This window comes from Rhodococcus sp. P4_E4 (assembly GCF_056401575.1).
Window position 1 is genome coordinate 154969 of the sequence record NZ_JBFUJB010000005.1, and the last position, 23606, is coordinate 178574.

The window sequence follows — 23606 nt, forward strand, 5'->3', positions numbered from 1 at the left end:
GCCCCACAGGATAGTCGGCAGAGAGTTGACCACGGGTTCCCAGACCTATGCCGCATCCGGTAGACATCGACGGTGGACACATCGCGCTGGTACCGATCGTTCGCGGAAGTGGAAGCCCGAGGGAACTCCGAGGTCTACGAGGAATGGGGCAACGGCGTATCGGAGGATCCAGCAGTCCTCGCTCTGATCGATCGACTTCCAGAACCCCGCAGGCAACCCAACCTGATATTCGGGGCGAGCCGTCACCTCGGTGCACCGGTCGCGCCGTATGCGTCGTTTCGCCGGTGGCTGAGGGAGAACTGGTCTGCGGTTGAACAACTTGCGCGGATCCGGACTACCCAGACCAATGAAGCAGGCCGCGCTGCTGTGTTGCTTCCCGTTCTCGGGTTGTTGAAGGGCCCGCTCTCCCTCATCGAAGTCGGTGCTTCGGCGGGCCTGTGCCTTTATCCGGACCGCTACAGCTATCTCTACGACGGCGAAAAGTATCTGCATCCAGTCGATGGTCCGTCCACCGTTCTGCTGGAGTGCGCGACGACTGGCAGTCCGCCGATTCCGGAGAGCGTCCCAGACGTGGTGTACCGGGCGGGCATAGATCTGAATCCACTCGATGTACGCGACACCGACGACATGAGATGGTTGGAGAGTCTTGTGTGGCCGGAGCAGGACCATCGCCGTCAGCGATTACGCGACGCTGCTGCACTCGCTCGTGTGGATCCACCGCATCTGGTTCGCGGAGATCTCACGGCGGCTGTTGCCGATCTGGTCCGGCGTGCGCCACAGAACACAACGGTCGTGGTCTATCACAGTGCAGTCCTCAACTATCTGACCCTCACTGCCAGAGAGGAATTCGCAGAAACTGTTCGTGCTTTGCCATGCCACTGGATAGCCAACGAAGGTCTTGGGGTTCTGCCCGAAGTCGATGCCAAGTTGACGGCATCACCAGAGGCGCGCCGTGGCAAATTTGTTGTCTCTCTTGACGGCACACCCCGCGGGCTAGCTGGTGGCCATGGGCAGTCCCTCGACTGGTTAGACCAAACCCGCACGGCGCCAGCAGGTTAGGTGCTGGGAAGTATGCCGTTCAGCACTATGTCGGCGAGAGAATCGGCAAACGGTCCCGGGTCCGAGACGTCACGAACCGACAGTGCGAAGATGGCCGCGCCAGCCATGATGTCGAGAAGAGCGTCGGCGTCGACGCCACTTCGGATGTCGCCGCGCTCCCTCGCCGCTTCCAGTCGACGGTTCAGCTCGACGCGGACTCCGGCCAGTTGCCGCACCACGAGAACGTCGCGTAATTCCGCGTTTGTGCGCACTTCGCTCATCAGTCCGGGCGCCGCGGCCCGGGTGGCGGGAGCGGCAAACAGTGCCACCGCGCCCTGCACAAGCGCGCGAATCTGATCCGCGATCGTGCCCTCGGCGCCGAGTTCGGTGTCGATGTCCGCGCCCTGTTCGACGTCGAGTACCGGATAGATCGCGTCGTTGACGATGTGTGCCTTCGACGGCCACCGACGGTAGATGGCTGGACGCCCGACTCCCGCGCGCGTCGCGATGGCGTCGATGGATGTGCCGGCGTACCCCTTTTCCTCCAACAGTTGCCTGGTCGCATCCAGTACTGCGTCGTCGATTGCAGGGTTTCGCTGCGGGCCCAGGCGGTGCTGAGTTTCGGAATCTTTGGACATTTTGGGCAAATCCCTTGCGGTATCGCTGTGATGGCCGTTACATTCTGTCACGGCTTTAGTCGATACATATTGTATCGACTATCGGCACGTGCGCATCGGCGCCACCGAACCACGAGGAGTGGTGATGAACCTTCGAACCGAAACAGAAACCTCAGGCGAAGATCCCGACTACGCCGAATTCGCCAGGCCCGGCGAATCCCGCAACGACCCGGCAGAGATGCGGCGCAGCCTCGAAGGCTGGCTCACGACCGTGCTGTGGCGAGGCTCGAAACCTTCCGTGACCTCGGTCGAGGTGCCGGCCGCGAACGGCATGTCCAACGAGACCGTGCTGTTCGATGCGACGTGGATCGAGGACGGGATTCGAGCCGAGCATCGCCTGGTCGCCCGCATCGCTCCACGAGACAGTGCGGTGCCGATCTTCCCGTCGTACAACCTGGACCAGCAGTTTCGGGTCATGAGCGCCGTCGCAGCTCATACGTCGGTGCCGATCCCACGCGTGTACTGGTCCGAGAGCAACCCGGACGCGCTCGGTGGCGAGTTCTTCGTGATGGAACGGCGCGACGGCGAAATCCCGCCAGACGTCATGCCGTACACGTTCGGATCCTGGCTCTCGGAGGCTTCAGCGGACGACTGTTCTCGACTCCAGCAGTCATCGGTCCAGGTGCTGGCGGAGTTGCACACTATGGCCGATCCACACCTGGCTCTCCCCGAGTTGTGCCGCGATGGTACCGAACCGACTGGGGCAGAAGCACTTCGCGCGCACCTCGAGGACCAGCGACGCTATTACGAGTGGGCAACAGTCGACGGACCAGGATCTCCGTTGATCGAGCGCGGCTTCGACTGGATCGAAGCGAACTTTCCCGTCGATGCCGGTTCCGCGGTGCTCTGCTGGGGTGACTCGCGGATCGGAAATGTCATCTACCGCGACTTCGAACCAGCGGCGGTCCTCGACTGGGAGATGGCCACACTGGGGCCGCGTGAGCTGGACCTCGGCTGGATGATCTTCCAGCACAGGTTCTTCGAGGATCTCGCTGCCATGGCCGGACTCCCCGGAATGCCGGATTTCCTTCGTCGTGAGGACGTGGCAGAGGCCTACCGCTCGCTTTCGGGCCACGAGGTTGCGGATCTAGATTTCTACATCGTGTACGCCGCGCTGCGGCATGCGGTGATCATGTTCCGAGTCCAAAGTCGCGCAGTGGCTTTCGGTCAGGCCGAACTCCCCGACAACCCGGACGAGATGATCCTGCACCACAAGACACTCGAAGCCATGCTCGACGGCACCTATTGGGAATCGCTCGCTACAGCCACGCTCACAACAGCGTCGGTCGCAACAGGAGATGCACGATGACACTGTCCCCGCTCGACGACTACCCGGTACATCAGATCGCCGAGACCATCCGCCACGTGGGCACCTCGGATCGAAACTTCTACGACCGCTACTACTTCAACTGCCATGCAGGCGTCGACGGCGATACCGAGCCGCTGTTTCTCATCATCGGTCTCGGTCAGTACCCCAATCTCGGTGTGTGCGACGGCTTTGCGGTTCTTCGGCGCGGCGACGACCATATCGTCTTCCGGGCATCCCGCGCCTTGGGTGACGATCGTATGGACCTGTCAGTAGGCCCGTTGAGGATCGAGATCATCGAGGGTCTGCACCGTCTGCGGGTGGTGTTGGACCCGAGTCCCGAAGCGCCGGACCTGAGCTTCGACCTCACCTTCGAGTCCGACGGCCCCGCCAATCTCGAGGCCAGGCATTTCCATCGCCAACTGGAACGAGTCACCTTCGACACGCAACGATTCGTGCAGACCGGAACATGGTCCGGATCCCTGACCGTCGACGGCGACGTCATCCCGGTCACCCCGGAGACGTGGCGGGGTAATCGCGATCGATCCTGGGGTGTTCGACCGGTCGGCGAGGCGGAACCTCCTGGACGCAAGGCGGATCCGTCGATCGCCGGCAGTCAGAACTTCTTCTGGATCTACTCGATCATGCAATTCGGGGACTTCACCGTCGTCACGGTCGTTCAAGAGGATCAGCAGGGACGCCGAATTCTGGAGGATGCGACACGCGTCTGGGCGGATCGTTCGCGCGAGCCGGAGTGGTTGGGTCGACCGGACCACCAGCTCACCTTCATTTCCGGTACCCGCGAGGTGAAGAGCGGAACTCTGTACTTCCGGCGTCCCGGTGCACCAGGCGAATCCGACCCCATCCTGGAGATAACCTGCGAACCGATTCTGCCCAACTACATCGGTGTCGGTACGGGCTACGGACTCGAGCAGGATTGGCGCCACGGGATGTGGCAGGGAGAACTGGTGGTTCAGGGCCTGCGAGAGAAGGTTTCGGACATCGAACCGTGGAAGAAGATGCTGTGCCCGGTCGACAATTTGGCCCGGTTCACCCTTGTAGAAGACGGCGTAACCCGCACCGGGACAGGACTGTTCGAGGTAGCAGTCATTGGACCCCACCAGCGATACGGGTTCACCGGAATCGGTGACGTCGCACCGTAACTCCAGCTCGCCAAACCGCAAATCCCAAACCACAGAGAGAGACACTGCCACATGTCCACACGCTCACGAATGTTGTTCGCTCGCACTGCGAAGACCGCCGCACTTGTTGTCACCGGAGGCCTGTTGTTTGCCGCTCCCGCCACGGCCATCCCGCTCGACTTGGGCTCTCTCAACACGGGATCGGTCGATCTCGGCTCGCTCGATCCTGTGCTCGCGCCGACACCGAACTTGGCCTCCGTGGCCAACTTTCGCGACGTCGCCGGCAATGACGGTAGGGGATACGCCACCGTCGACGGCTCGCACCTCAAGCGCGGCGTCATCTACCGGTCCAATGCGCTGACCGCGACCAGCGACGCAGACAAGGCGACGCTCACCGGCCTCGGACTTGCCGACGCCTATGACCTCCGCGGTTCAACCGAGATCTCCAACCCGTTCATCGGTGGCGCGGACAAGCTCCCGGACGGTGTGACGTACACGAACATCCCCATCGAGTTCAAGGATCTCACTCAGCTGGCCACAACGATCAAGTCGCCGGAAGAGGCCAAGCAGTTCTTGGTCGACACCAACCGCAGTTTTGTCACCGATCCCGTGCGCCGCGCCGGCTTCAAGCAGGTTCTCTCGGACATCGCTGCTGGTGACGGGGTGCAGTTGTTCCATTGCACTTCAGGCAAGGACCGCACGGGTTGGACCGCGATGTTGCTGCAGACCATCGCTGGTGTCCCCGCCCAGACGATCATGGACGACTATCTGTTGAGCAACACCTACCTTCAGGCGACCAACGAGAAGATCCTTGCGCAGATCTCTCAGGCTTTGAGCCCGCAGGTAGCGACCAATCTCGAGCCAGCCCTCGGTGTCGATGCGTCGTACCTGGAAGCTGGACTCGCGCAGATAGCCAGCGATTACGGAACCGTCGACGGTTATCTCACCGAAGGTCTCGGACTCACTGCGGACACGATCGCGCTTCTGAAGGCCAAGCTGGTCGGCTAGTTTCACGCTGTTAGAACCGTTGAACGAACGAGTACCAGTCGCCGTCGAACTCCTGGTAACCGATCTCGCCGTCGCGGCGGGGCTTGCCGAGATATGGTGCGCCGTCGGGTAAGTACGCCAATCCGATCGAATCGATCAGACCGCCCTCGATGTGGAAGCGGCACCCGTTGCCGACGGGCCAGACCTGCAGGACCCGGTAGACGCCAATTGTTCGGTTGTCCAACGACTTCTGGCAATCCGCGGCCACTGCTTCGAGCGAATCTTTCGACAATGCAAACGCAACACGCGAGGGGACGGACAAGGTCACGAGCGCGCCGGTGACGAGGACTATCACCGGCGCGATCGTGCTCAAACGCAGGGTTTTGTACTTCATCCAGCCAATCAGGCTGAGTATCAACCACACTCCACCCAAACCGAGTAACACTGAGGCGGCGAGCGCAAAGAATGGAAAGTACACAACCGGCGGCATAAAGGACCACACGATGACGCCGCATGTGAGAGCGACAAGCACTGCGATGACAACTGCCATCACCTTCCACCAGGATGCCGGACCTCCGCGCGCAGTTGTCGGATCACCGTCAGTCATCGGACAACCCTTGCACAAGGCAGTAATTGTGGGGTGGCAACGAATGGAATTGTTGCCACTGGTTTACGTCGAGGCCGTCGTGCGTTGATCCGAGAATTGGTCACTTTCAGCGCCGGCTATCTCTCTGATGCCGGAGGGTATGGTCGGATTGTGAACCAGGATCTGATCATTCGCCGCTACCTACCCTCGGATGAGGATGTGGTCGTCGACCTGTGGTCGCGCGCTGCCCGTGAAGCCCATCCATTCCTTGCAGGCGAGGGGACCGGTGAGCGGGAGCAGAAGATGCGAGAGGTCTATCTGATTCAGGCCGACAATTGGGTGGCTGAGCACAACTCCGAAGTTGTTGGCCTGTTGGGAATGATCGGCTCCGAAATCGGGGGACTGTTCGTCGCGCCGGCATCACAGGGGTTGGGAGTCGGGAGGGCGTTGGTCGAACACGCCACCACCATGCACGACGAGGTGACACTCGAGGTTTACACCCTCAACGATCGCGCCCGCAGGTTCTATGCGCTGATGGAGTTCGAAGAAGAGGGGCGCCGACACGACGCCGAGACGAACCACGAATTGATCACTCTGCGTCGTACTGGTCGCGACTCCTCCCTCATTCAGGCCTGAGAAAGGCGATTCAGCCCAGCGCAGGGTGCCAGGAGTTCCACCACTCCACGATGGGAACCAGCCAGGGAGTCCAGATCTTCCAACTGTCACCGAGTCCGTACGGCGGTATCGGAATCATGACCATCGCCTCCTGAACGTCCCGCAGACAAACTCGTCCGTGAATCTGATGTATCCCAACGCACCTACGCTTGGGCCTGCTGGTCTGCCTGCAGGTGCTTGACCGGGCATCCCGTGGGGAAGGTGCCGAGGTCTTCGACCTTGTAACCGTTCGGGTAGCTGCGGATGTTGGGCAGCTCGCGGGCGAATTTCCGCTTCGTACGCACCGGGAAGAAGCGCAGCAGACGCGCACGGACCTTCAGCGCACCGCGCGAGACGACGCGCATCGCGGTGCTCGGGTGCTTGTAGTGGAAGGCGTCGAGTAGGTGATCGTCCATGAGGGCGAACGCGAATCCCTTGACCAGAGCCTTCGGCGCCAGGTTGTTGGGCGGGAAGGTGCACATCAGGTCGAGGGTGGAATCGGCAACGGCCCGCGCTCCGGAGTCAAATGAAAAGTGTTCGCGCTCATAGTCGTCGAGAAGTTTGACGAACCCCTCGTAGGTGTCAGGCGTGTCCTTGATGTTCATGTACCGACCCAGGTGGCGGTAATAATTCGTCGACCCGACGATCTCGTTGTCGGTCATCTTCCGCCAGCCGTACTCGTCGAGCCATCTGACCGGCGTGACGACAAAGGTGGCCAGAACGTAGAGCATGTCGTCGTTGGAGATGTCGTAAGAACCGTGCATCTGATTCATTCGACGGACGCTCTTGCGGCCTTCGGTGCTGCTGAGGCCGTGCTCGAGGATGGCGTCGAGGATCAGGCTGGTGTCGTCGTAGCGCTTTTGAACCTTGTCGGTGAACTCGCCCGTCGAGAAGAGGAGCTTGCCGATGGAAGGGACCGCGTACGTGCGAAAAAGGGCGAAGCTGAGCGCCTGATTGATGTCCCAGGGAAACTCTTGCGCCGCGAGAATGCGCGACATCTCTTCGTAATCGGTTTCGGGATCGAGTCGATCCGTGCGACTGCGGAGGTCGTAGCGCTTCATCTGAACACTCCCTGGGACTGGTCTGCGCGCTGCAGAGGTAGGTGTGAGCTGCACCACCGACTGTAGTTCTGACAACACGCGTTGTCTAGGGGTGTGAATAGTCGACTTTCCATCGTTTCGGGCGTTGTACCAGGGGTATCCGGAAAGTGTTGTCGACCCGAGGAGCAGCTATGAGCGTCACACGCACGGCCGGGGTTTTTGCGGCCATCGGATTACCGATTGCCGCGAGCGTCATGTTCGCCGGAGTCGCCTCGGCTGATCCGCCCCACCCTTTCGGCGGCGCCGCCGTCACCATCGGGTGCCCGAATCAGGGGTCACTGGCCTCGTTGACCGGGCTCACCGGCCAGTCCGGACCAGAGTCCAATCCGCCCATCGCCAAGGGTGATATTCGCTTCGATTCGTTCCCGGCAGCCGCGCCCATTCCGGCGGCGGGTCAGGTGACCGTTGCGTGGGTCAACACCGACACGGGTAAGTCCGGAATCGTCGACCTGGTAGGGGCGTACCCGTATCTCTCTGCCACGGTGAACACCGGCGTCGGCAATGTCGTTGCGACGGCGTTCGGTTCGATCAATTGGGGCAGTAGTCCCATCTGCCAGTCGAATCCGACGATCGGCAGGTTCATAGCCTGATCTTCGGCCTCTGATCGTCACAGCCTGAACGGGCATAGGGTTGGCGGTATCGCGTGATTATCTGTCATCTCGGAGATACCGCCGTGTCCGTCCCATCCCATATTCTGAAACGTGTTAGTTGAAAGCGTATTTCAGGGATGGAAAAGGTGGCGACGTGAACGGGTCGAGCGCGCGTCAGTTGATGAGCCAGATGCTCGTCGAGAAACGAAACAGTCTTGCGCCCGAACAGGTCGGCATGCGCTGCGAGGGTGCTCGCCGCATGCACGGCCTCAGTCGGCGTGATGTCGCGCAGATTGCCGACATCAGTTTCAATCACTATCAGCGGCTGGAACAGGGTACGTCCGTTGGTGTTTCGGCTCCGGTCATCGTACGTATCTGCGACGCCTTGTTGATGGAAGACGACGAGAAGGCGCGCATGCTGGCGTTGCACCAGGCATGGGCGCGCCCTCGTCGACCGCTGGCTGGATCCCGAGTTGCCGGACCTCAGGCCGCCGGTGAAATCTCCGGTAGGCAGCGGGCCAGTTCGTCCGGCGTGTAGAAGAAACTCCCGGCGCTCACCGGAGCGCACGGGGCAGCAAATGCTGTCTCGCGCTCGTTGTAGAGCATTCGGACCAGCCGCTCACCGTCCGGTCCGGCGTAGACGTCCCACTGCACGTTGGCGGCCATCGGGCTGACATTCGCTCCGCGCCAGGGGTTGTTCGCGTAGGTGTAGAGATCGCCCTCGGCCTGCGAGGCGGTGCTTCCCGGCAGTTTCAGGAGCGCAGCGAAGGGGATGATCGTTTCTGCGTGTGCAAATCGGAAGTCCGCTCCCGGCACGGCGGCGTCGCCGGTGTGTTCCTGCAACCCGCGCAGGAACTCGTCGCGCAGGACGGTTGCCATCCGGTAGGTGACGTCTTCACCGGTGAAGCCAGGGCCCTTGGCGTAGAAGTCCTCGGCGTCGTTCGTGTACGCGAGCCACTGAGCGTCGTCGGAGTCGATGAACCGCTCGAAATTCCACGTGCCTTCTTCGGCCATGCCCGGAGTGATGATGTACGTGTTGTACAGCATGTACGCGGCGTCGACCTCGTTGTCGATCGTGCTGGAGCCCTTGCCACGGTCGACGAGTGAGAACTCGCCCGCACTCAGCCGGTTCACGAAGTCCTCCGAGTAGAGCCTGAGCATCATGTGCCGCGAGACCTCGCGGGTGCGGGGAAGATCGGCGATCTGGTCGTCGACGGCTTTCAGTCGAGGATCGGACTCTTCGTAGTCCTTGTAGTCGGCGTTTGCATCCGAGTCGTGGAAGTAGAGAAGGTCGGCATCCGTGGTCACCGGCGCAACATCGCCGGCGACGGCCGGAAACGCACCGGTCAGGCCCTGAGCGAAGTTCTCGGCGCTGTCCACGGCACGGTCGACGCCCGACGAAGTCAAAGTGATGGTGCCCTGTTGCGCTGCGATGGCGTCGAACAATTGCGGGAGGCGCTCGGTGACGCGCGCTCCGAGCTGCCGATGTTCGGTGACCCCGAGTCCGCTGAGGTTGCCGTACCCGAGCTTCTTGTTGGCGGCCATGAGATCACGAAGCGCCGGGCCGAATTCCTTGCCGACGGGTGTCAATGCGTTCTCGGCTTCGGCGATTTCCCACAGCTGCAGGCTCAGGTCGTCGTACTTCAGACTCGACAGTGCTCTGGAACCATGGCGCGCAACACTTTCCGTGTACACCGGGATGTATCCGGTCGGCGGCGCCTGATAGTCGGCGATGCGCTGACCGGGAGTGTAGGGCGTCTTGGAGGTGAAACCGCCGTTGCTGACGGTCGGTGTCTCTGTCGAACCGGAACTCGAACCGGCGTCGAGCGAACCGAACGGTGACGCCGTGGCGATGGACTGGACGCTGCTGGTGACAAGCACGAGTCCGACAGCGCCGGCAGCGGCCAGCACGCCGAAGCGTGAGCTTCGCATGGTGAGTTGATCCTCTCCGTCGGTGCCGAGGTGACACGACGGAAGGAAAGTTAGAACAGCTAAGCGTCCGAATTGCACCTATTTGCCCATGTGCAGATGGACGCGGGGTTACAAGTTTCGGATCCGCCGAGCTCAGGAGGGTTTGGCGGCAATCCCGATCGACACGGAGAGCGACAACGCGATGAGGGTCATGGCCAGCCACTGGTAGCTCTTGGGCGTGGGCTGCTTCTTACGTCCGAACTTGCTCACTGATGTCTCCCGTTTGTCCGTGGGTACTCAGCACATATTACTGTTCCATTACCCCGATTGCGTGGTCGACCTAAAACTGTGCGCGATCAGACAGCAGGCGGACCGTGAAGTCCGCCCGCTGCCCTGTGATCAGGAGGTCGTGCGCAGCTCCCGTCGCAAGATCTTGCCCGTGACGGTCTTGGGCAGTTCCTCCACCAGCACCACGGAGCGTGGGTACTTGTACGCCGCCATCCGCTGCTTGCAGTGATCGATCAGATCTTCCGGGGTGACGGACGCCCCCGCGACGAGGCTGACAAACGCCTTCACCGTCTCACCGCGGTATTTGTCGGCGATCCCGACGACTGCTGCCTCACGGACTGCGGGGTGCTCGGCAAGAACGTCCTCGACCTCGCGTGGCCACACCTTGTAGCCGGACGCGATGATCATGTCCTTCTTACGGTCTACGACGTAGAACCAGCCGGCTTCGTCCATGAAACCGACGTCGCCGGTGTGGAACCACCCGTCGCGAATGGCCGACGCACTCTCCTCCGGCTTGTTCCAGTAACCGCGCACCACCTGTGGACCACGGACGACCAATTCGCCGATCTCTCCGATCGGCAGGACCGCACCGCCCTCGTCTTCGATGCGGACCACGGTGTTGGGTACTGGAACGCCGACGGACAGTGCCCCGGACGTGGGGTCGACGGGGGTATCTGCCCCGACGGGAACGGCGTGAGTGGGCGACGTGGTCTCGGTCAGCCCGTAGATGTTGTGCAGCGCAGCACCGGTCATGGCGCGGACTGCCTCGGCGGCTGTCGGCGAGATGGGTGCGCCGCCGGAATACAGCAACCGCATGGAGGTGAAGTCTTCGGGCGCGCAACCCGGAGTGTTGAGCAGTGCGGTGAACGCAGTGATGGCGCCGACTGTGAATGTCGGGCGGTGCTCACGAATCGCGTCGAGCATCACCTCGGGCTGGAAGCGATAGGCAAGCACCAGCGGCATTCTCGCCAGGACGGACACCGCGATGTGACCGATCAACCCCGTGATGTGGAAGAGCGGCGCGACGCCGAGAACCGTGTCTTTCGGGGTGAGCCCCAGCCAGTCACGGTAGACCTGGGCGTTGAAGGTCATGTTCGCGTGAGAGGTCATCGCTCCCTTCGGCGGACCTGTGGTTCCCGACGTATAGGTCAGTACCGCAATGTCTTCCGGTGCAGCGTCGGTAGTGATCGGATCGCCGAGACGATGCTGGTCGATCAGCGTCGCGAGATCGTCGGTACCGAGGTCCTTCTTCACGATTCCGTCGAAAACCCTTGGATCGTTGCGGCTTTGGTACTCGAGTTCCGAGGTGGTGATTACTCGCCTGACCGGCGAGTCCGAGACGACGTTGCGGCCGACGGACTCGTAGAGCCCCTCGAGAGCGATCAGAACCGCTGCTCCGGAATCTTCGAGTTGGTATCCCAGTTCTCGTTCACGGCTCATGGGATTGATCGAGACTGCGACGCCGCCGGCTTTCCAGATTCCGGCGAGGGCGAGCACGAATTGCGGAACGTTCTGCAGGAGGAGTGCGACACGGTCTCCCTTCGCCAGACCACCTGCTCGTAGTGCGCGGGCCAGGGCGTCACTCTGCTGATCCAGTTCAGCGAAACTGAGTTGACCGTCGAAGTACTTCACAGCCGTGGCGTCCGGATCAGAGCGGACCGCCGCCGCCAACATTTCGAGCATTGTGGGCTGTTCGACGCCGATGTCGGGGGGAACGTCGTTGCGGTACAACGTCAACCAAGGGCGATCTTCGTATGTCATTTGATGGCAACCGGATTCACGGGAGAGCCGCTGGCCTTGGCAACCTTGAGCGGTGCGGCGACGTACAAGAACGTGTACTGGCCGTCGGACGCGCAGTCCGCGGCCAGCTTCTCCAGATCGCAGATCTCGGTGAACACCACGCCGAGGTTGCGCATCAGAGCGTTGTGAAGCACCAGTGCCACACCGTTTTCGGGATCGGTGGTGACCTCGTTGGCAATGGTGTCGGTGACGAGGTTCGGAATCTCCATGTCCTGGAACCACTGGACGAGTTCGGGGCTGTAGATCAAGCCGGGCTCGCAGAAGCCCTCGTAGAAGGCTTCGCCCTGGTCGAAGAACAGCTTGAGGAAGTTGGTACGGATGACGAGAATGTCACGCTTCTCGATGGTGACCCCCTGCGCTTCGGCACAGGCCAAAAGATCATGGTGCGTGAAGGTTTCGGCCTTGTCGAGGTTTTCCTTGCCGCGGAACTTCGCCATGTCGAGAAGTACTGCGCGTCCGACGACGCCGCGGTCGGCAATCGGTTCGACGCTGGCCTTCTCCAGGCCGCCGACAGTGGTATCAGCCGAGTATCCGTTCCACAGGGCGCCGTCGTACCAGACGTGGCCGAGTGCGTCGTACTGCGTCGAGCCCTGCAGGAACGCGTCGATCTTGTCGTCCGCGTAATGCAGGCCGCCGGGGAAGTTGGGGGCGTCGTCGCCGTCCCAGCTGCTCTCGTCGAAGATCTGTGTGCGCTCGGCGGGGCTCCGGCCTGGCCAGACCGGATCACCCTTGGGATCGCCGATAAGACGTTGGAGTGTGAACACGGAACCCTGCTTGATGGTTCCGACGCCGCGAAGCACCTGTCCGGCGTCGAGGTAGTTCAGTGAACCGACCTCGTCGGACTCTCCCCACTTGCCCCAGTTGCTGGGTGCGTCGCGCAGGAGTTCTCCAAGATATGGCGCCTCGGTCATGGTGATTCGATCCTCTCGCTACCGACACCGAACGATCGCTCGGGCGGACCTGGGTCTTTGTGATCCACATCATGTTCAGGCCGATAACTAGTAGTCAACACGTTCATAGATTTCCGTGGTCATCGCATTGTTGGAAATCCTATGTTCGGCAATACTGAACACTGTGACCGAATTTGAGAATGCTGTCCTGATCGGGGCGTCGATCCGGCAAGCGCGGCGTCACAGCGGGCTCTCGCTGCGTGAATTGGCCAGGCGTCTCGATGTCAGCCCGGCGACGCTCAGCGCTGTCGAGACCGGAAAGACCAGAGTCAGCGTCGACAGGTTGGCGGCAATCGGCGGGATTCTCGGAGTGCGTTTCGACGCTCTGCTCCCGGCTGCGATAGTGCGTCCGCCGGAACAGCCGCGATGGGGAGGCGACGACGCCGACCCGGACGCACATTTTCGCCCGAACGAGTGGCGAAGGTTCGGTCCGAGTTCGTTCGATCCGGTGTTGGCTGCCGCGCTCGCGGAGATGGTGAAGACCGGATATCACGGCGCTGCGATGCGTGAGATCGCCAAACGTGCGCAGATGAGTGTTCCGGGTCTGTATCACCACTATTCCAGTAAGCAACAGATGTTGGCCGAAATTCTCGACCTCACCATGGCTGAACTCAACACGAGATCGTTGGCGGCTATCGAAGAGGGCGAAAGTCCCGACGAAAGATTGGCTTTCCTTGTCGAATGTGTGACCTTGTTCCATATCTATCGGCGTGATCAAGGATTTCTCGGCGCCAGTGAAATGCGCAGTCTCACAGCCGAGAACAGGTTGCGCATCACGGAATCACGCAACTACCAGCAATGGTTGATGACGAAGCAAGTGGACGACGGAATCGCCGCCGGTGTGTTCGAGACGGATCGGCCGCGACAGGCCGCGCGTGCGATTGTCGTGATGTGTGTCTCTGTCGCGCAATGGTATCGGCCGAGTGGGCCGCAAACGCCCGAGGAAATTGCACGTGACTACGTGCGTTTTGCGCTCGATCTGGTGCGCCTTCAGCGACCGTGACGGACGTCATCCGGTTCGGGTGATGCGCCTGCGGGCAAACGGGTCCATGCTTGGAAGGTATCCGTACCGCGACTCGAGTAAGGAACGAAACCCAATGTCTTCCAATCTGTCTCACAAGGCCTACATGATCGGTGCCGGCATCGGAAACCTCTCGGCTGCCGTCTATCTGATTCGAGACGGTGAGTGGAACGGTGAGGACATCACCATCATGGGCCTGGACATGCACGGAGCGAACGACGGCGAATCCGCCGCTACGTTTCAGCACCAGTACGGCCATCGCGAACTCGGTAACGACGCGGGTTTCATCAACCGCGGCGGCCGCATGCTCAACGAGGAAACCTACGAGAACCTCTGGGACATATTGAGTGCGGTTCCGTCGCTGGACAACCCGGGAAAGTCGGTGACGGATGACATTCTCGACTTCGACCACGCGCACCCCACGCATGACGTCGCACGGTTGATCGACCGAGACGGTATTCGCAACAAGGGCGAGAACGATTACAAGCACATGCAATTCGACAACAAGGACCGGTACTTGTTGACGAAGCTGATGACGATGCCGGAGTCGGACGAGGCAAAACTCGACGACATCAGCATCGAGCAGTGGTTCGAGGACACTCCGCACTTCTTCACCACCAACTTCTGGTACATGTGGGAGACCACTTTCGCTTTCAAGCGGGTGAGTTCGGCGATGGAGCTTCGCCGGTACATGAACCGAATGATTCTCGAGTTCAGCCGCATTCAGACGCTTGCGGGTGTCACCAGGTCCCCGTACAACCAGTACGAGAGCATCATCTTGCCGATGCGGACCTTCCTCGAAGGTAAGGGCGTGAAGTTCGTCAACGAACTGAAGATCACGGAGTTCGTGTTCAAGGACACCCCGCTTCGAGACGAGATCATCGTGACGGGACTCGATTACGAGAACGTCCGCACCGGCGAGAAGGGCCGAATCGACGTGGCGGAAGGCGATTTCGTCTTCGACACCAACGGCAGCATCACCGACAGTTCGTCGATCGGCGATCTCGACACCCCGATCGTCGAAGACATGAGATACGCACCGAGTGCGCTGCTGTGGAAGCAGGCCACCGAGCATTTCTACGATCTTGGGAATCCCGACAAGTTCTTCGGGGACCGGGCGCAGAGTGAGTGGACCAGCTTCACCGTCACCACTTCGTCACACGAGCTCATCAACGAGATTTCCCGAATCACCAAGCAGCTCCCCGGAAATGCACTCAACACGTTCGTGGACTCGAACGTGCTTCTGTCGATCGTGGTTCACCATCAGCCGCACTACCACGCGCAGAAGGAGAACGAAGGAGTCTTCTGGGGTTACTGTCTGTTCCCGCGCAAGGACGGCGACTACGTGAAGAAGCCGTTCATCGAGATGACCGGCCGGGAAATGCTGGAAGAGACTCTCGGGCATCTCGAGGCACTCGACGAGAGCGGTGCGCTCGCCGCGCGCCGACAAGAGATTATGGACAGCGTCGTGAATTCGATTCCCAGCCACATGCCTTACGCCAGTGCGCTGTTCAATCGGCGAGCCGTCGGCGACCGGCCGCTGGTGGTGCCGAAGCACTCCAAGAACCTGGCCTTCATCAGTCAGTTCGCGGAGTTGCCGTTCGACATGGTGTTCACCGAGCAGTACTCGGTGCGCTGCGCTCAGGTGGCCGTCTACAAGTTCCTGGGGATTCCGGAAGACAAGCTCACCAAGATGCATCACTACGAGAAGGATCCGAAGGTCCTCGCCAAGGCCGCAGTGACGATGTTCCGCTGAGGGGTGCTCAGCGACCGTGCCGCTTCTCGTAGTCCTCGCGAGTGCGATCGGCACGGCGCTGGGCCTTCTCGTCGAGCAATTCGGGATCGAGTCCGTGGCTCAGCAGTCGGTGACGGCGGTAGATGGTCCCGAGCGCCACGACGAAGTACGCGAGCGGGATGAGCAACAAGGCCATCATGGCCAAGGGAATCCAGATCGGTCCCGGAATCAACAGGAACAGCAGAAGAATCAGCGTCGCCGGCACGGTGAAACGAATGATGTAGCGGGCCTGTGCACCCGGTCCGACCAGATCGTTCCGCACCCAGTCCTGGTACCGGTCGGGGAGCGTCTTCCCCAGGAGGTATCCGCAGTACTGGGGAAAGTTCGGGCGAGTCTGTTCGGCCATGGCCTCCAGGATAGTGCCTGGTACTGCCGCTTACGCCGGTGCCTTGAACGTGCGTCGGTAGGCGCTCGGTGAAACGCCGAGCGCTTCGTTCATGTGTTGACGCATCGATGTCGCGGTCCCGAAGCCGGTTCGAGCTGCAATTGCATCGATCGACAGATCGGATTCCTCCAGCAATTCACGTGCCCGATCGACGCGTCTGCTGGTCAGCCAGCGGTTCGGTGTGGTTCCGACTTCGTCGCGGAATCGACGGCTGAAGGTGCGGACGCTCATGTTGGCACGCGTCGCCAGGTCTGCCAGCGTGATCGGATCGCCGAGATGTTCGAGGGCCCAGTGCCGAGCGTCGGCAGTCGATTCCGAAGGCTTGTCAGCCAGTGGGCGGCGGATGTACTGCGCTTGACCACCGTCGCGCCACGGCGGTACGACGCAACGCCTCGCGACGGTGTTCGCCACTTCCATGCCGTGGTCGCGTCTGACGATGTGCAGACAGAGATCGACGCCTGACGCCACGCCGGCCGAGGTCAGGATGTGGCCTTCGTCGACGAACAGCACGTCGGGATCCACGTTCACCTTGGGATAGACACGCTGGAAATGGTCGGTGTTGCGCCAATGCGTCGTGGCGCGGAGTCCGTCGAGCAAACCGGCCGCGGCGAGGATGTACGAACCGGTGCAGATCGAGACGAGCCGGGTCCCCGGGCGGATGCGGTCGAATGCTGCGGCCAATTCGGGGGAGAGATAACCCTCGTCGAAGGCCGGGCCCAATTCGTACGACGCGGGGATGACGACGGTGTCGGCGGTGGCGAGCAACTCGCTCCCATGATCGACCGAAATGCTGAAGTCAGCGTCGGTCTGCACGGGATTGCCGTCGACGGTGCACGTCAGGATCTCGTACAGCGGCCGATCCTCGACGTCGATGGCACGCCCGAAGATACGCGCGGGGATCCCGAGTTCGAAGGGAATGACTCCGTTCAGAGCCAGTACGACGACGCGATGCGGACCAGACATGGCTCGATCCTTTCATATATTGGCAATCTGGCCACTGTTCTCGATCGAATCCGAACTGCAGAATTCTCTCTGTGACTTCTGAGACCGCTCTCCCCGAATCGGGCCCGCAGCAGGTGAGCCCCCCGCGCTTTCACCGCGCGTGGTCCGTCGCGATCGTGGCATTCCTGGCATTGGTCGGTGCGGCGAGCTTCCGCGCTGCCCCATCGGTGCTGATCGATCCGCTGCACGAGGATTTCGGGTGGTCGCGCGCCAGCATCTCGGCCGCCGTCTCGGTCAACCTGATCCTGTACGGGCTGACCTCGCCGTTCGCCGCTGCCCTGATGGAAAGGTTCGGTATCCGGGCGGTCGTCACTTCGGCGTTGGCGCTCATCTCGCTCGGCAGTGGTCTCACGATCTTCATGACCTCGAGTTGGCAGCTCATTCTGCTGTGGGGTGTGTTCGTCGGCCTCGGTACGGGTTCGATGGCGCTGGCGTTTGTCGCCACCGTCGTCGATCGCTGGTTCGTCGAAAAGCGTGGTCTCGTGACCGGCATCCTGACGGCCGGTGGTGCTGCCGGTCAGCTGGTGTTCCTGCCCGTCCTGGCGAAGCTCGCGGAAACGTACGACTGGAAGAGCGTCGCCTTCACAGTTTCGTTTGCCGCACTGGCCGTCGTGCCGTTCGTTCTGCTGTTCCTGCGTAACTATCCGTCAGACGTGGGAACGACGCCGTACGGCGCGCCCGCCGATTACGCCCCACCCGCCAAGCCTGTCTACCAGCGCGGCGGCGCCGGAGGCCGGGCGATCTCGGTGCTGGTGATGGCGTCGAAGACCAAGGTGTTCTGGCTTCTCGCCGGTACCTTCGCGATCTGCGGCGCGAGCACCAACGGCCTGATCGGAACGCACTTCGTCCCGGCGTCGCACGATCACGGAATGCCGATCACGACGGCCGCGTCCCTATTGGCGTTGATCGGAATCCTCGACATGGTCGGCACCATTGCTTCGGGTTGGTTCACCGACCGGATGGACTCGCGAAAACTTCTCGGCATCTACTACCTCTTCCGCGGAATCTCGCTGCTCTTCCTGCCGCTGCTGCTCGCCAACACCGTGAATCCGCCGATGATCGCGTTTGTCATCTTCTACGGGCTCGACTGGGTGGCGACGGTTCCGCCGACGGTCGCGCTGTGCCGTCAACACTTCGGCGCCGATGCCCCCATCGTGTTCGGTTGGGTGCTGGCATCGCACCAGATCGGTGCAGGTCTGGTGGCCTTCTTGGCCGGCCTCGTTCGTGATCAGATCGGCTCGTACGACGCTGCCTTCTTGGTGGCCGGCGCGCTCTGCGCGATCGCTGCAGTCATGTCGTTGTTGATCGCAAAACGTCCGAAAGAGGCAGTATTGGTTGACTCTGTCTGATTCGGCACTGTGATCGGTACCACCGACGGGGTAAGTTGTGTGTAACTCCAAGAACTACTCACCAGTAGGGGTACTGAAATGCCTGCTCCGTCCGCTGCGACCTTCTCGCGGCTCGCCGATCTGATCGCCATCGACAATGTTGCCGATCGCCCGACGAAGTCCATCACCGAGGTGTTCACCGGCAAGGAGCTGGCGACCATCCCCGTCGGCACCGCCGACGACGCACTTGCGGCCATCGCCCGTGCCCGCGTCGCCCAGAAGGAATGGGCCAAGCGCTCCGTCCTCGACCGCGCCGCCGTCTTCCACCGCTACCGCGACCTCATCCTCGAGAACCGCGACGCCCTCATGGACATGGCTCAGGCCGAGACCGGAAAGTCGCGTACCGCAGCTCAGGAAGAAGTCCTCGACATCTCGATGACGTCGCGTCACTACGCACGTGTGGCGCCGAAGCTGCTGCGCCCGCGTCGCGTCTCCGGCATGCTTCCGGGTCTGACGAAGACCGTCGTTCGATACCAGCCGAAGGGTGTCGTCGGCGTCATCTCGCCGTGGAACTACCCGATGACGCTGGCCGTGTCCGACGCCATCGCCGCGCTGCTCGCGGGCAACGCCGTTGTCCTCAAGCCGGACAGCCAGACGCCGTACTGCGCGCTCGCCTGCGTCGAACTGCTCTACAAGGCGGGGCTGCCCCGCGACCTCTTCGCCGTGGTTCCCGGACCGGGCTCCGTCGTGGGCACCGCGTTGGTCGAGAACACCGACTACCTCATGTTCACCGGTTCCACCGCGACCGGTCAGCTCCTCGCCGAGCAGGCCGGCCGTCGACTGATCGGCTTCTCCGCCGAACTCGGTGGCAAGAACCCGATGATCGTCGCGGCCGGCGCAGACCTGCGCGAGGTCACCGACGCCGCTGTGCGTGCGTGCTTCTCCAACTCCGGTCAGCTGTGCATCTCCATCGAGCGCATCTACGTCGAAGAGTCCATCGCACCCGAGTTCATCCGTATGTTCGGTGACCGCGTCAAGAAGATGAACCTCGCCGCTGGTTACGAATTCGGAATCGAGATGGGCAGCCTCGTCTCCGAGGCCCAGGTCAAGGCAATCTCCGCGCATGTCGACGACGCAGTGGTCAAGGGCGCCACCGTCATTGCCGGCGGCAAGGCCCGCCCGGACATCGGACCGCTGTTCTACGAGCCCACCCTGCTCACCGGGGTTCCCGAAGACGCAGAGTGCTACCGCGACGAGACCTTCGGGCCGCTCGTCTCGATCTACCCCGTCAAGGACGTCGAAGAGGCCATCGCTGCGGCCAACGACACCGAGTACGGCCTCAACGCCAGTGTGTGGGCGGGAAGCAAGGCTGCCGGCGAAGCCATCGCAGCGCGCATCCACGCCGGCACCGTCAACGTCGACGAGGGTTACGCACCCACCTGGGGCAGCACCGCAGCACCGATGGGTGGCATGGGTGTCTCGGGCGTCGGTCGTCGTCACGGCGCCGAGGGGCTGATCAAGTACACCGAGCCGCAGACCGTTGCCACCACCCGCGTCATGAATCTCGGTGGACCGCGGGGACTTCCGGCCAAGGTGTGGGCAAAGCTCATGCCTCACGCAATCAAGATCATGTCCTGGGTTCCGGGCCGGTAACGGGTGGAAACCGCCAGCGCGTACATCGAGGCAACTCCCGTATCGGTGTGGAAGGTTGTCAGCGACATCGAAGGTATGGGTCGCTTCAGCCCTGAAAACACCGGTGGAACATGGACTTCCGGAACCCCGGGCACCGTGGGCGCAAAGTTCAAGGGCACCAACAAGCACGGCCTGATTCGGTGGAGCACGCACTGCACGGTGGTCGACGTGGTCGACTGCCGGAAGTTCTCCTTCGAATCGGACGAGCCGAAGGCTCGGTGGACGTACGTGCTCGAACCTTCGGGAACGGGCACTGTACTTACCGAGACTCGTGAAATCTATGCGACGCCTGCGCTTTACGTCCGCATGATGTCGGGTAGCGGCCTACTCGGTCGGGGTCGAGATCAGCTGATGCAGACCGGAATGGAAACCACTCTGGCGCGCATCAAGGCGTTTCTGGAGAGCTAGAAACATACACAAGTGGGGCTGCACTCGTTTTGTCTCTATCTGTTCGACAACTCGCCGATGTCGGAAGTCGACACCCGATTCTCGTTCTTGCCGGCATTGCGGAAAGGCATGCCGACCGTACGGAGGTCGATTCCCTTGGTCTCCTTCATGATCAAGGCGGCAATAAGGGAGAGCAGGCACAGTGCTCCGACGTACACAGAGAACACCCATCCGAGATCTCGCGAGGTCAACCAGGTGTTCAGGTATGGCGCCGTACCGCCGAAGATCGCAACGGACAGCGAGGTAGCGAAGCCGACTCCCATCGCGCGTGCACGGGTCGGGACGAGTTCGGACATGAGCGCCGGATACATCGCGGACGCGCAGCACCATACCGCCAATCCCATCGCCTGCGTCACGAACAAGGTCCACGGCTGGGCGGTCAGGATAGCCGCGATCGGCAGTACGAGGACAGCGCCGGAGATGCCGAAGGCTGCCGCCATGGTACGCCGACCGTACTTGTCCGAGAGGTGACCCGAGAGTGGAAGTAGTGCCAGCACAACGAGTTGGGCAAGCAAGCTTGCAATGAAGGCTCCGTTGGGATCCATTCCCTTCGCTGAAATTGCATACGCTGACGCGAAGGTGGCCCAAGTGTAGTAGGCCGCGTTCTGCCCCGCAGACAGCATGAGAATCAGCACACCGATCTTGACAATGTCCTTTCGTGCGATCGGAGGTGCCGTGGCTGCAGAATCCGAATTCTCTTCGAAGTGAGGCGATTCGGATGCTGCACGACGCAAGAACAATGCGTAGAGACCGAGTACGGCCCCGATGGCGAAAGCAATTCGCCATCCGTATCTGCTCATGTCGTCTTTTCCGAGGATCCCCGTCAACAATGCTGCGACGAGAGTCGCCAGCATTACTCCGAAGGTGACAGCCGTGAATACCGAACTGCCCCAGAGCCCTCGGCGATCTCGAGGCGAGATCTCACCGACGTAGGTGTAGGAAACGCCGGCCTCCCCTCCATGCGCGAGGCCCTGCGTCAGACGTGCAATCAAGAGCGCGAGCGACGCCCACACCCCAATGCTCTCGTAGCTCGGGATCAATGCAATTGCCAGGCTTGCAACGGCCATCAGGCACATCGTGAGCACCATCGTGAATTTTCGACCCTTGCGGTCCGCCAGGCGCCCGAAGACAAGGCCACCGAACGGCCTCGCCACGAATCCGACTGCGAACACCGCAAGTGTCGACAGCAGGGCAGAAGTGGGATCGCTGTCATCGAAGAAGTTCGAGGCCAGGTATGTGGAGAAGATTGCGTACAGAGTCCAATCGAACCATTCGAGGATGTTTCCGGACACGGCTGCCCGGAGCGAACGGGCGCGATCTAGTGCGGGGGTTTCTTCCGGAGGTGCAGAGCTGTTCATGTGAGCCTTCTCGAGATGTCAGTATGTTTGTCGTTCAACAAGTTCGCTGGATATGGGCGTTCAGCCCATATGGAGTCCGCCGTTCACATGAATCACTTCGCCGTGCACGAAACTCGCGGCTGGACTGCACAAGAACCCGACCACGGAAGCAACCTCGGCGGCGCGGCCGAATCGGCCCATCGGCGTCGAACGGATGAGGTGGTCGTTTTGGCTGTTGACCAAATTTGCAGTCATCGGTGTTTCGATGATGCCGGGCGATACTGCATTGACTCGGATCGATCCGCCCAGTTCCCAAGCGAGACTGCGAGTGAAAGCGAGTAGTCCACCTTTTGACGCCGCGTAGTGAGCGTGATTTCGACTGCCGCGATGGCCTGCCATGGATGTCAGATTGACGATCGAGCTGCCGTCACGCATCACCGGAATGGCGGCGCGTGTCAAATACATTGCCCCGTCGAGGTTGACGGACATGATCGTCCGCCATTGCTGGTCGGTCATCAACTCCACTGACTGTTCGGGATAGATCCCCGCAGCGACGATCAGATGGTCGATCCCCCCGAAATGCCTTTGCGCAACCGCAACGAAGTGATCATTGCTTTCAGGTGAAGCAGCATCGAGTTCGGTTGTCGCTATACGATTTCCGTCAGGATCCAGGGAGGCTCTGATTGCGGAGAGTGCTTGTGTATCCAGGTCGCCGAGTACCAGATTCGCCCCTGCTGCGTACATCTGCTCGGATACCTGCCTGGCAATTCCGCCTGCGGCTCCGGATATTGCAATGGTGCGATCGGTGAAGTCGTACAAGTCGCTTTCCTTTGATCAGCGCACTTTCGACGAACCTCCCGGCGAAGAATCAGGATGGGTGCTGTCGAAAAGTTCGGGATGCTTGGTTAATTCGGTTCTGGTTCTTCGTATGTGGCCGGTCAGGCACCGTTCGGCATCGATCTCGTCTTTGCGCACGATGGCTTCGATCAGTAAGCGATGTTCGTAGTTGATGACCCAGGTTCGATCGGGACCCGTCAGTCGGGCATATGCCCGACGGTAATGCTGAGTGGTATTCCAAAACCGCGTCACCATAGTTATCAACTGAGGAATCTCGCAACCGCTGTAAGTGAGTAGATGCAACTCCCGGTCCAGTACCAGGAATCGGTCTACGTCCTCGTTGGCTTCGATCTCTTCCTGGATACTCCAGAGTCGATCATGCACACTGCTGTTCAGATGCGGGATGCTCTCCGCCAGCGCCATGGGCTCGATACGTTCGCGAATGCGATACACGAAATCGCATTCCTGCATATCCATCGAGGACACCCACGCGCCGCTGTTCGCCTTCAGTTCGACCAGGCCTTCGGATTCGAGCATGCGCAGCGCTTCTCGCACCGGTAGTCGACTCGCGCCGAGTCGTTCGGCTATCTCCTCCTGGCGGATTCGAACTCCGGGGAGTAGGCGTCCGGAAAGTATGTCTTCGCGGATATGGGCAGCGATGCGGTGGCTCGCGACCGTGGTGGGGCCGTTCGCAGAATCGGCTTCGGACAACGGTGCTCCTCGAGATGGGGGA

23 protein-coding genes are annotated in these 23606 nt (G+C 61.2%); 12 read left to right on the forward strand and 11 right to left on the reverse strand.

The genetic code is table 11. From position 1 onward, the window contains the following. The first annotated feature begins 72 nt into the window (after positions 1 to 72). Positions 73 to 1059, forward strand: a complete 987-nt coding sequence (locus AC1DVN_RS08055; protein ID WP_084325567.1) for a DUF2332 domain-containing protein — start codon at positions 73 to 75, stop codon at positions 1057 to 1059. Here the strand turns inward: AC1DVN_RS08055 and AC1DVN_RS08060 are convergent. Further along, positions 1056 to 1676, reverse strand: a complete 621-nt coding sequence (locus tag AC1DVN_RS08060; RefSeq protein ID WP_041814434.1) for a TetR/AcrR family transcriptional regulator — start codon at positions 1674 to 1676, stop codon at positions 1056 to 1058. The two genes, AC1DVN_RS08055 and AC1DVN_RS08060, sit on opposite strands and share 4 nt — an antisense overlap. A gap of 124 nt (positions 1677 to 1800) precedes the next feature. Here AC1DVN_RS08060 and AC1DVN_RS08065 point away from each other — a divergent pair, with 124 nt between their 5' ends. The 3 genes from AC1DVN_RS08065 to AC1DVN_RS08075 are packed head-to-tail and all read left to right on the forward strand — an operon-like array spanning position 1801 to position 5171. After that, positions 1801 to 3024 carry a phosphotransferase family protein gene (locus tag AC1DVN_RS08065; protein WP_477846508.1) on the forward strand — a complete coding sequence of 408 codons (1224 nt, stop codon included), beginning with the start codon at positions 1801 to 1803 and terminating at the stop codon, positions 3022 to 3024. After that, positions 3021 to 4184, forward strand: coding sequence for an Rv3169 family protein (locus AC1DVN_RS08070; protein ID WP_477846507.1), 1164 nt, complete (start codon positions 3021 to 3023; stop codon positions 4182 to 4184). Before AC1DVN_RS08065 ends, AC1DVN_RS08070 begins: the two co-directional genes overlap by 4 nt. Before the next feature lie 51 nt (positions 4185 to 4235). After that, positions 4236 to 5171 carry a tyrosine-protein phosphatase gene (locus AC1DVN_RS08075; protein ID WP_477846506.1) on the forward strand — a complete coding sequence of 312 codons (936 nt, stop codon included), beginning with the start codon at positions 4236 to 4238 and terminating at the stop codon, positions 5169 to 5171. Between the two features lie 10 nt (positions 5172 to 5181). On the opposite strand, the gene AC1DVN_RS08080 is transcribed toward AC1DVN_RS08075, so the two are convergent. After that, positions 5182 to 5757 (reverse strand): hypothetical protein, encoded by a 576-nt coding sequence (locus tag AC1DVN_RS08080; RefSeq protein WP_477846505.1) that lies wholly within the window; start codon positions 5755 to 5757, stop codon positions 5182 to 5184. A 150-nt stretch (positions 5758 to 5907) separates the two neighbouring features. Between AC1DVN_RS08080 and AC1DVN_RS08085 the strand changes: the two genes are divergently transcribed. Further along, positions 5908 to 6372: a GNAT family N-acetyltransferase gene (locus tag AC1DVN_RS08085; protein ID WP_477846504.1), complete on the forward strand. Its 465-nt coding sequence runs from the start codon at positions 5908 to 5910 to the stop codon at positions 6370 to 6372. A 182-nt stretch (positions 6373 to 6554) separates the two neighbouring features. Here the strand turns inward: AC1DVN_RS08085 and AC1DVN_RS08090 are convergent, their stop codons facing one another. Then, positions 6555 to 7451 (reverse strand): oxygenase MpaB family protein, encoded by an 897-nt coding sequence (locus AC1DVN_RS08090; RefSeq protein ID WP_021342356.1) that lies wholly within the window; start codon positions 7449 to 7451, stop codon positions 6555 to 6557. Between the two features lie 170 nt (positions 7452 to 7621). Between AC1DVN_RS08090 and AC1DVN_RS08095 the strand changes: the two genes are divergently transcribed. Continuing rightward, positions 7622 to 8080 carry a hypothetical protein gene (locus AC1DVN_RS08095; RefSeq protein ID WP_019746277.1) on the forward strand — a complete coding sequence of 153 codons (459 nt, stop codon included), beginning with the start codon at positions 7622 to 7624 and terminating at the stop codon, positions 8078 to 8080. Between the two features lie 154 nt (positions 8081 to 8234). Continuing rightward, a complete protein-coding gene (locus tag AC1DVN_RS08100) occupies positions 8235 to 8618 on the forward strand; it encodes a helix-turn-helix domain-containing protein (protein WP_336504053.1) in 384 nt (127 codons plus the stop codon). Here the strand turns inward: AC1DVN_RS08100 and AC1DVN_RS08105 are convergent. From AC1DVN_RS08105 to AC1DVN_RS08115, 3 genes are all read right to left on the reverse strand, one after another. Beyond that, positions 8564 to 10012, reverse strand: coding sequence for a histidine-type phosphatase (locus AC1DVN_RS08105; RefSeq protein WP_279164339.1), 1449 nt, complete (start codon positions 10010 to 10012; stop codon positions 8564 to 8566). The genes AC1DVN_RS08100 and AC1DVN_RS08105 overlap by 55 nt on opposite strands. A gap of 378 nt (positions 10013 to 10390) precedes the next feature. Beyond that, the gene (locus tag AC1DVN_RS08110; protein WP_477846503.1) at positions 10391 to 12040 is read right to left on the reverse strand and encodes a class I adenylate-forming enzyme family protein; all 1650 of its coding nucleotides are present in this window, start codon (positions 12038 to 12040) and stop codon (positions 10391 to 10393) included. Continuing rightward, positions 12037 to 12990 (reverse strand): cyclase family protein, encoded by a 954-nt coding sequence (locus AC1DVN_RS08115; protein WP_003943547.1) that lies wholly within the window; start codon positions 12988 to 12990, stop codon positions 12037 to 12039. The genes AC1DVN_RS08110 and AC1DVN_RS08115 overlap by 4 nt, the downstream gene beginning before the upstream one ends. 115 nt (positions 12991 to 13105) lie before the next feature. Here AC1DVN_RS08115 and AC1DVN_RS08120 point away from each other — a divergent pair, with 115 nt between their 5' ends. Both AC1DVN_RS08120 and AC1DVN_RS08125 read left to right on the forward strand, forming a co-directional pair. After that, positions 13106 to 14032: a TetR-type transcription factor C-terminal domain-containing protein gene (locus AC1DVN_RS08120; protein ID WP_029254130.1), complete on the forward strand. Its 927-nt coding sequence runs from the start codon at positions 13106 to 13108 to the stop codon at positions 14030 to 14032. 46 nt (positions 14033 to 14078) lie between these two features. After that, complete coding sequence (locus AC1DVN_RS08125) at positions 14079 to 15806, forward strand: oleate hydratase (protein WP_020905674.1); 1728 nt, start codon at positions 14079 to 14081, stop codon at positions 15804 to 15806. Between the two features lie 7 nt (positions 15807 to 15813). Here the strand turns inward: AC1DVN_RS08125 and AC1DVN_RS08130 are convergent, their stop codons facing one another. After that, entirely contained in the window at positions 15814 to 16191 is a 378-nt protein-coding gene (locus tag AC1DVN_RS08130; protein ID WP_003943558.1) for a DUF5313 family protein, read from the reverse strand. Positions 16192 to 16221: 30 nt separating this feature from the next. Next, the gene (locus AC1DVN_RS08135) at positions 16222 to 17193 is read right to left on the reverse strand and encodes a GlxA family transcriptional regulator (RefSeq protein WP_070796726.1); all 972 of its coding nucleotides are present in this window, start codon (positions 17191 to 17193) and stop codon (positions 16222 to 16224) included. Positions 17194 to 17264: 71 nt separating this feature from the next. Between AC1DVN_RS08135 and AC1DVN_RS08140 the strand changes: the two genes are divergently transcribed. The 3 genes from AC1DVN_RS08140 to AC1DVN_RS08150 all read left to right on the forward strand — a co-directional run bounded on the left by AC1DVN_RS08140 (position 17265) and on the right by AC1DVN_RS08150 (position 20660). Further along, positions 17265 to 18581 carry an MFS transporter gene (locus tag AC1DVN_RS08140; RefSeq protein WP_021332663.1) on the forward strand — a complete coding sequence of 439 codons (1317 nt, stop codon included), beginning with the start codon at positions 17265 to 17267 and terminating at the stop codon, positions 18579 to 18581. Between the two features lie 78 nt (positions 18582 to 18659). Further along, positions 18660 to 20213 (forward strand): succinic semialdehyde dehydrogenase, encoded by a 1554-nt coding sequence (locus AC1DVN_RS08145; RefSeq protein WP_003943578.1) that lies wholly within the window; start codon positions 18660 to 18662, stop codon positions 20211 to 20213. 3 nt (positions 20214 to 20216) lie between these two features. Beyond that, positions 20217 to 20660 carry an SRPBCC family protein gene (locus tag AC1DVN_RS08150; protein ID WP_019746286.1) on the forward strand — a complete coding sequence of 148 codons (444 nt, stop codon included), beginning with the start codon at positions 20217 to 20219 and terminating at the stop codon, positions 20658 to 20660. 35 nt (positions 20661 to 20695) lie between these two features. Here AC1DVN_RS08150 and AC1DVN_RS08155 read toward each other — a convergent pair whose 3' ends face one another. From AC1DVN_RS08155 to AC1DVN_RS08165, 3 genes are read right to left on the reverse strand one after another with little or no spacing between them, the layout of a single operon-like run. Next, entirely contained in the window at positions 20696 to 22057 is a 1362-nt protein-coding gene (locus tag AC1DVN_RS08155; RefSeq protein ID WP_259121297.1) for an MFS transporter, read from the reverse strand. A gap of 60 nt (positions 22058 to 22117) precedes the next feature. Continuing rightward, positions 22118 to 22855: an SDR family NAD(P)-dependent oxidoreductase gene (locus tag AC1DVN_RS08160; protein ID WP_477993685.1), complete on the reverse strand. Its 738-nt coding sequence runs from the start codon at positions 22853 to 22855 to the stop codon at positions 22118 to 22120. Positions 22856 to 22870: 15 nt separating this feature from the next. Continuing rightward, a complete protein-coding gene (locus AC1DVN_RS08165; protein ID WP_256065318.1) occupies positions 22871 to 23584 on the reverse strand; it encodes a GntR family transcriptional regulator in 714 nt (237 codons plus the stop codon). Positions 23585 to 23606 lie beyond the last annotated feature (22 nt).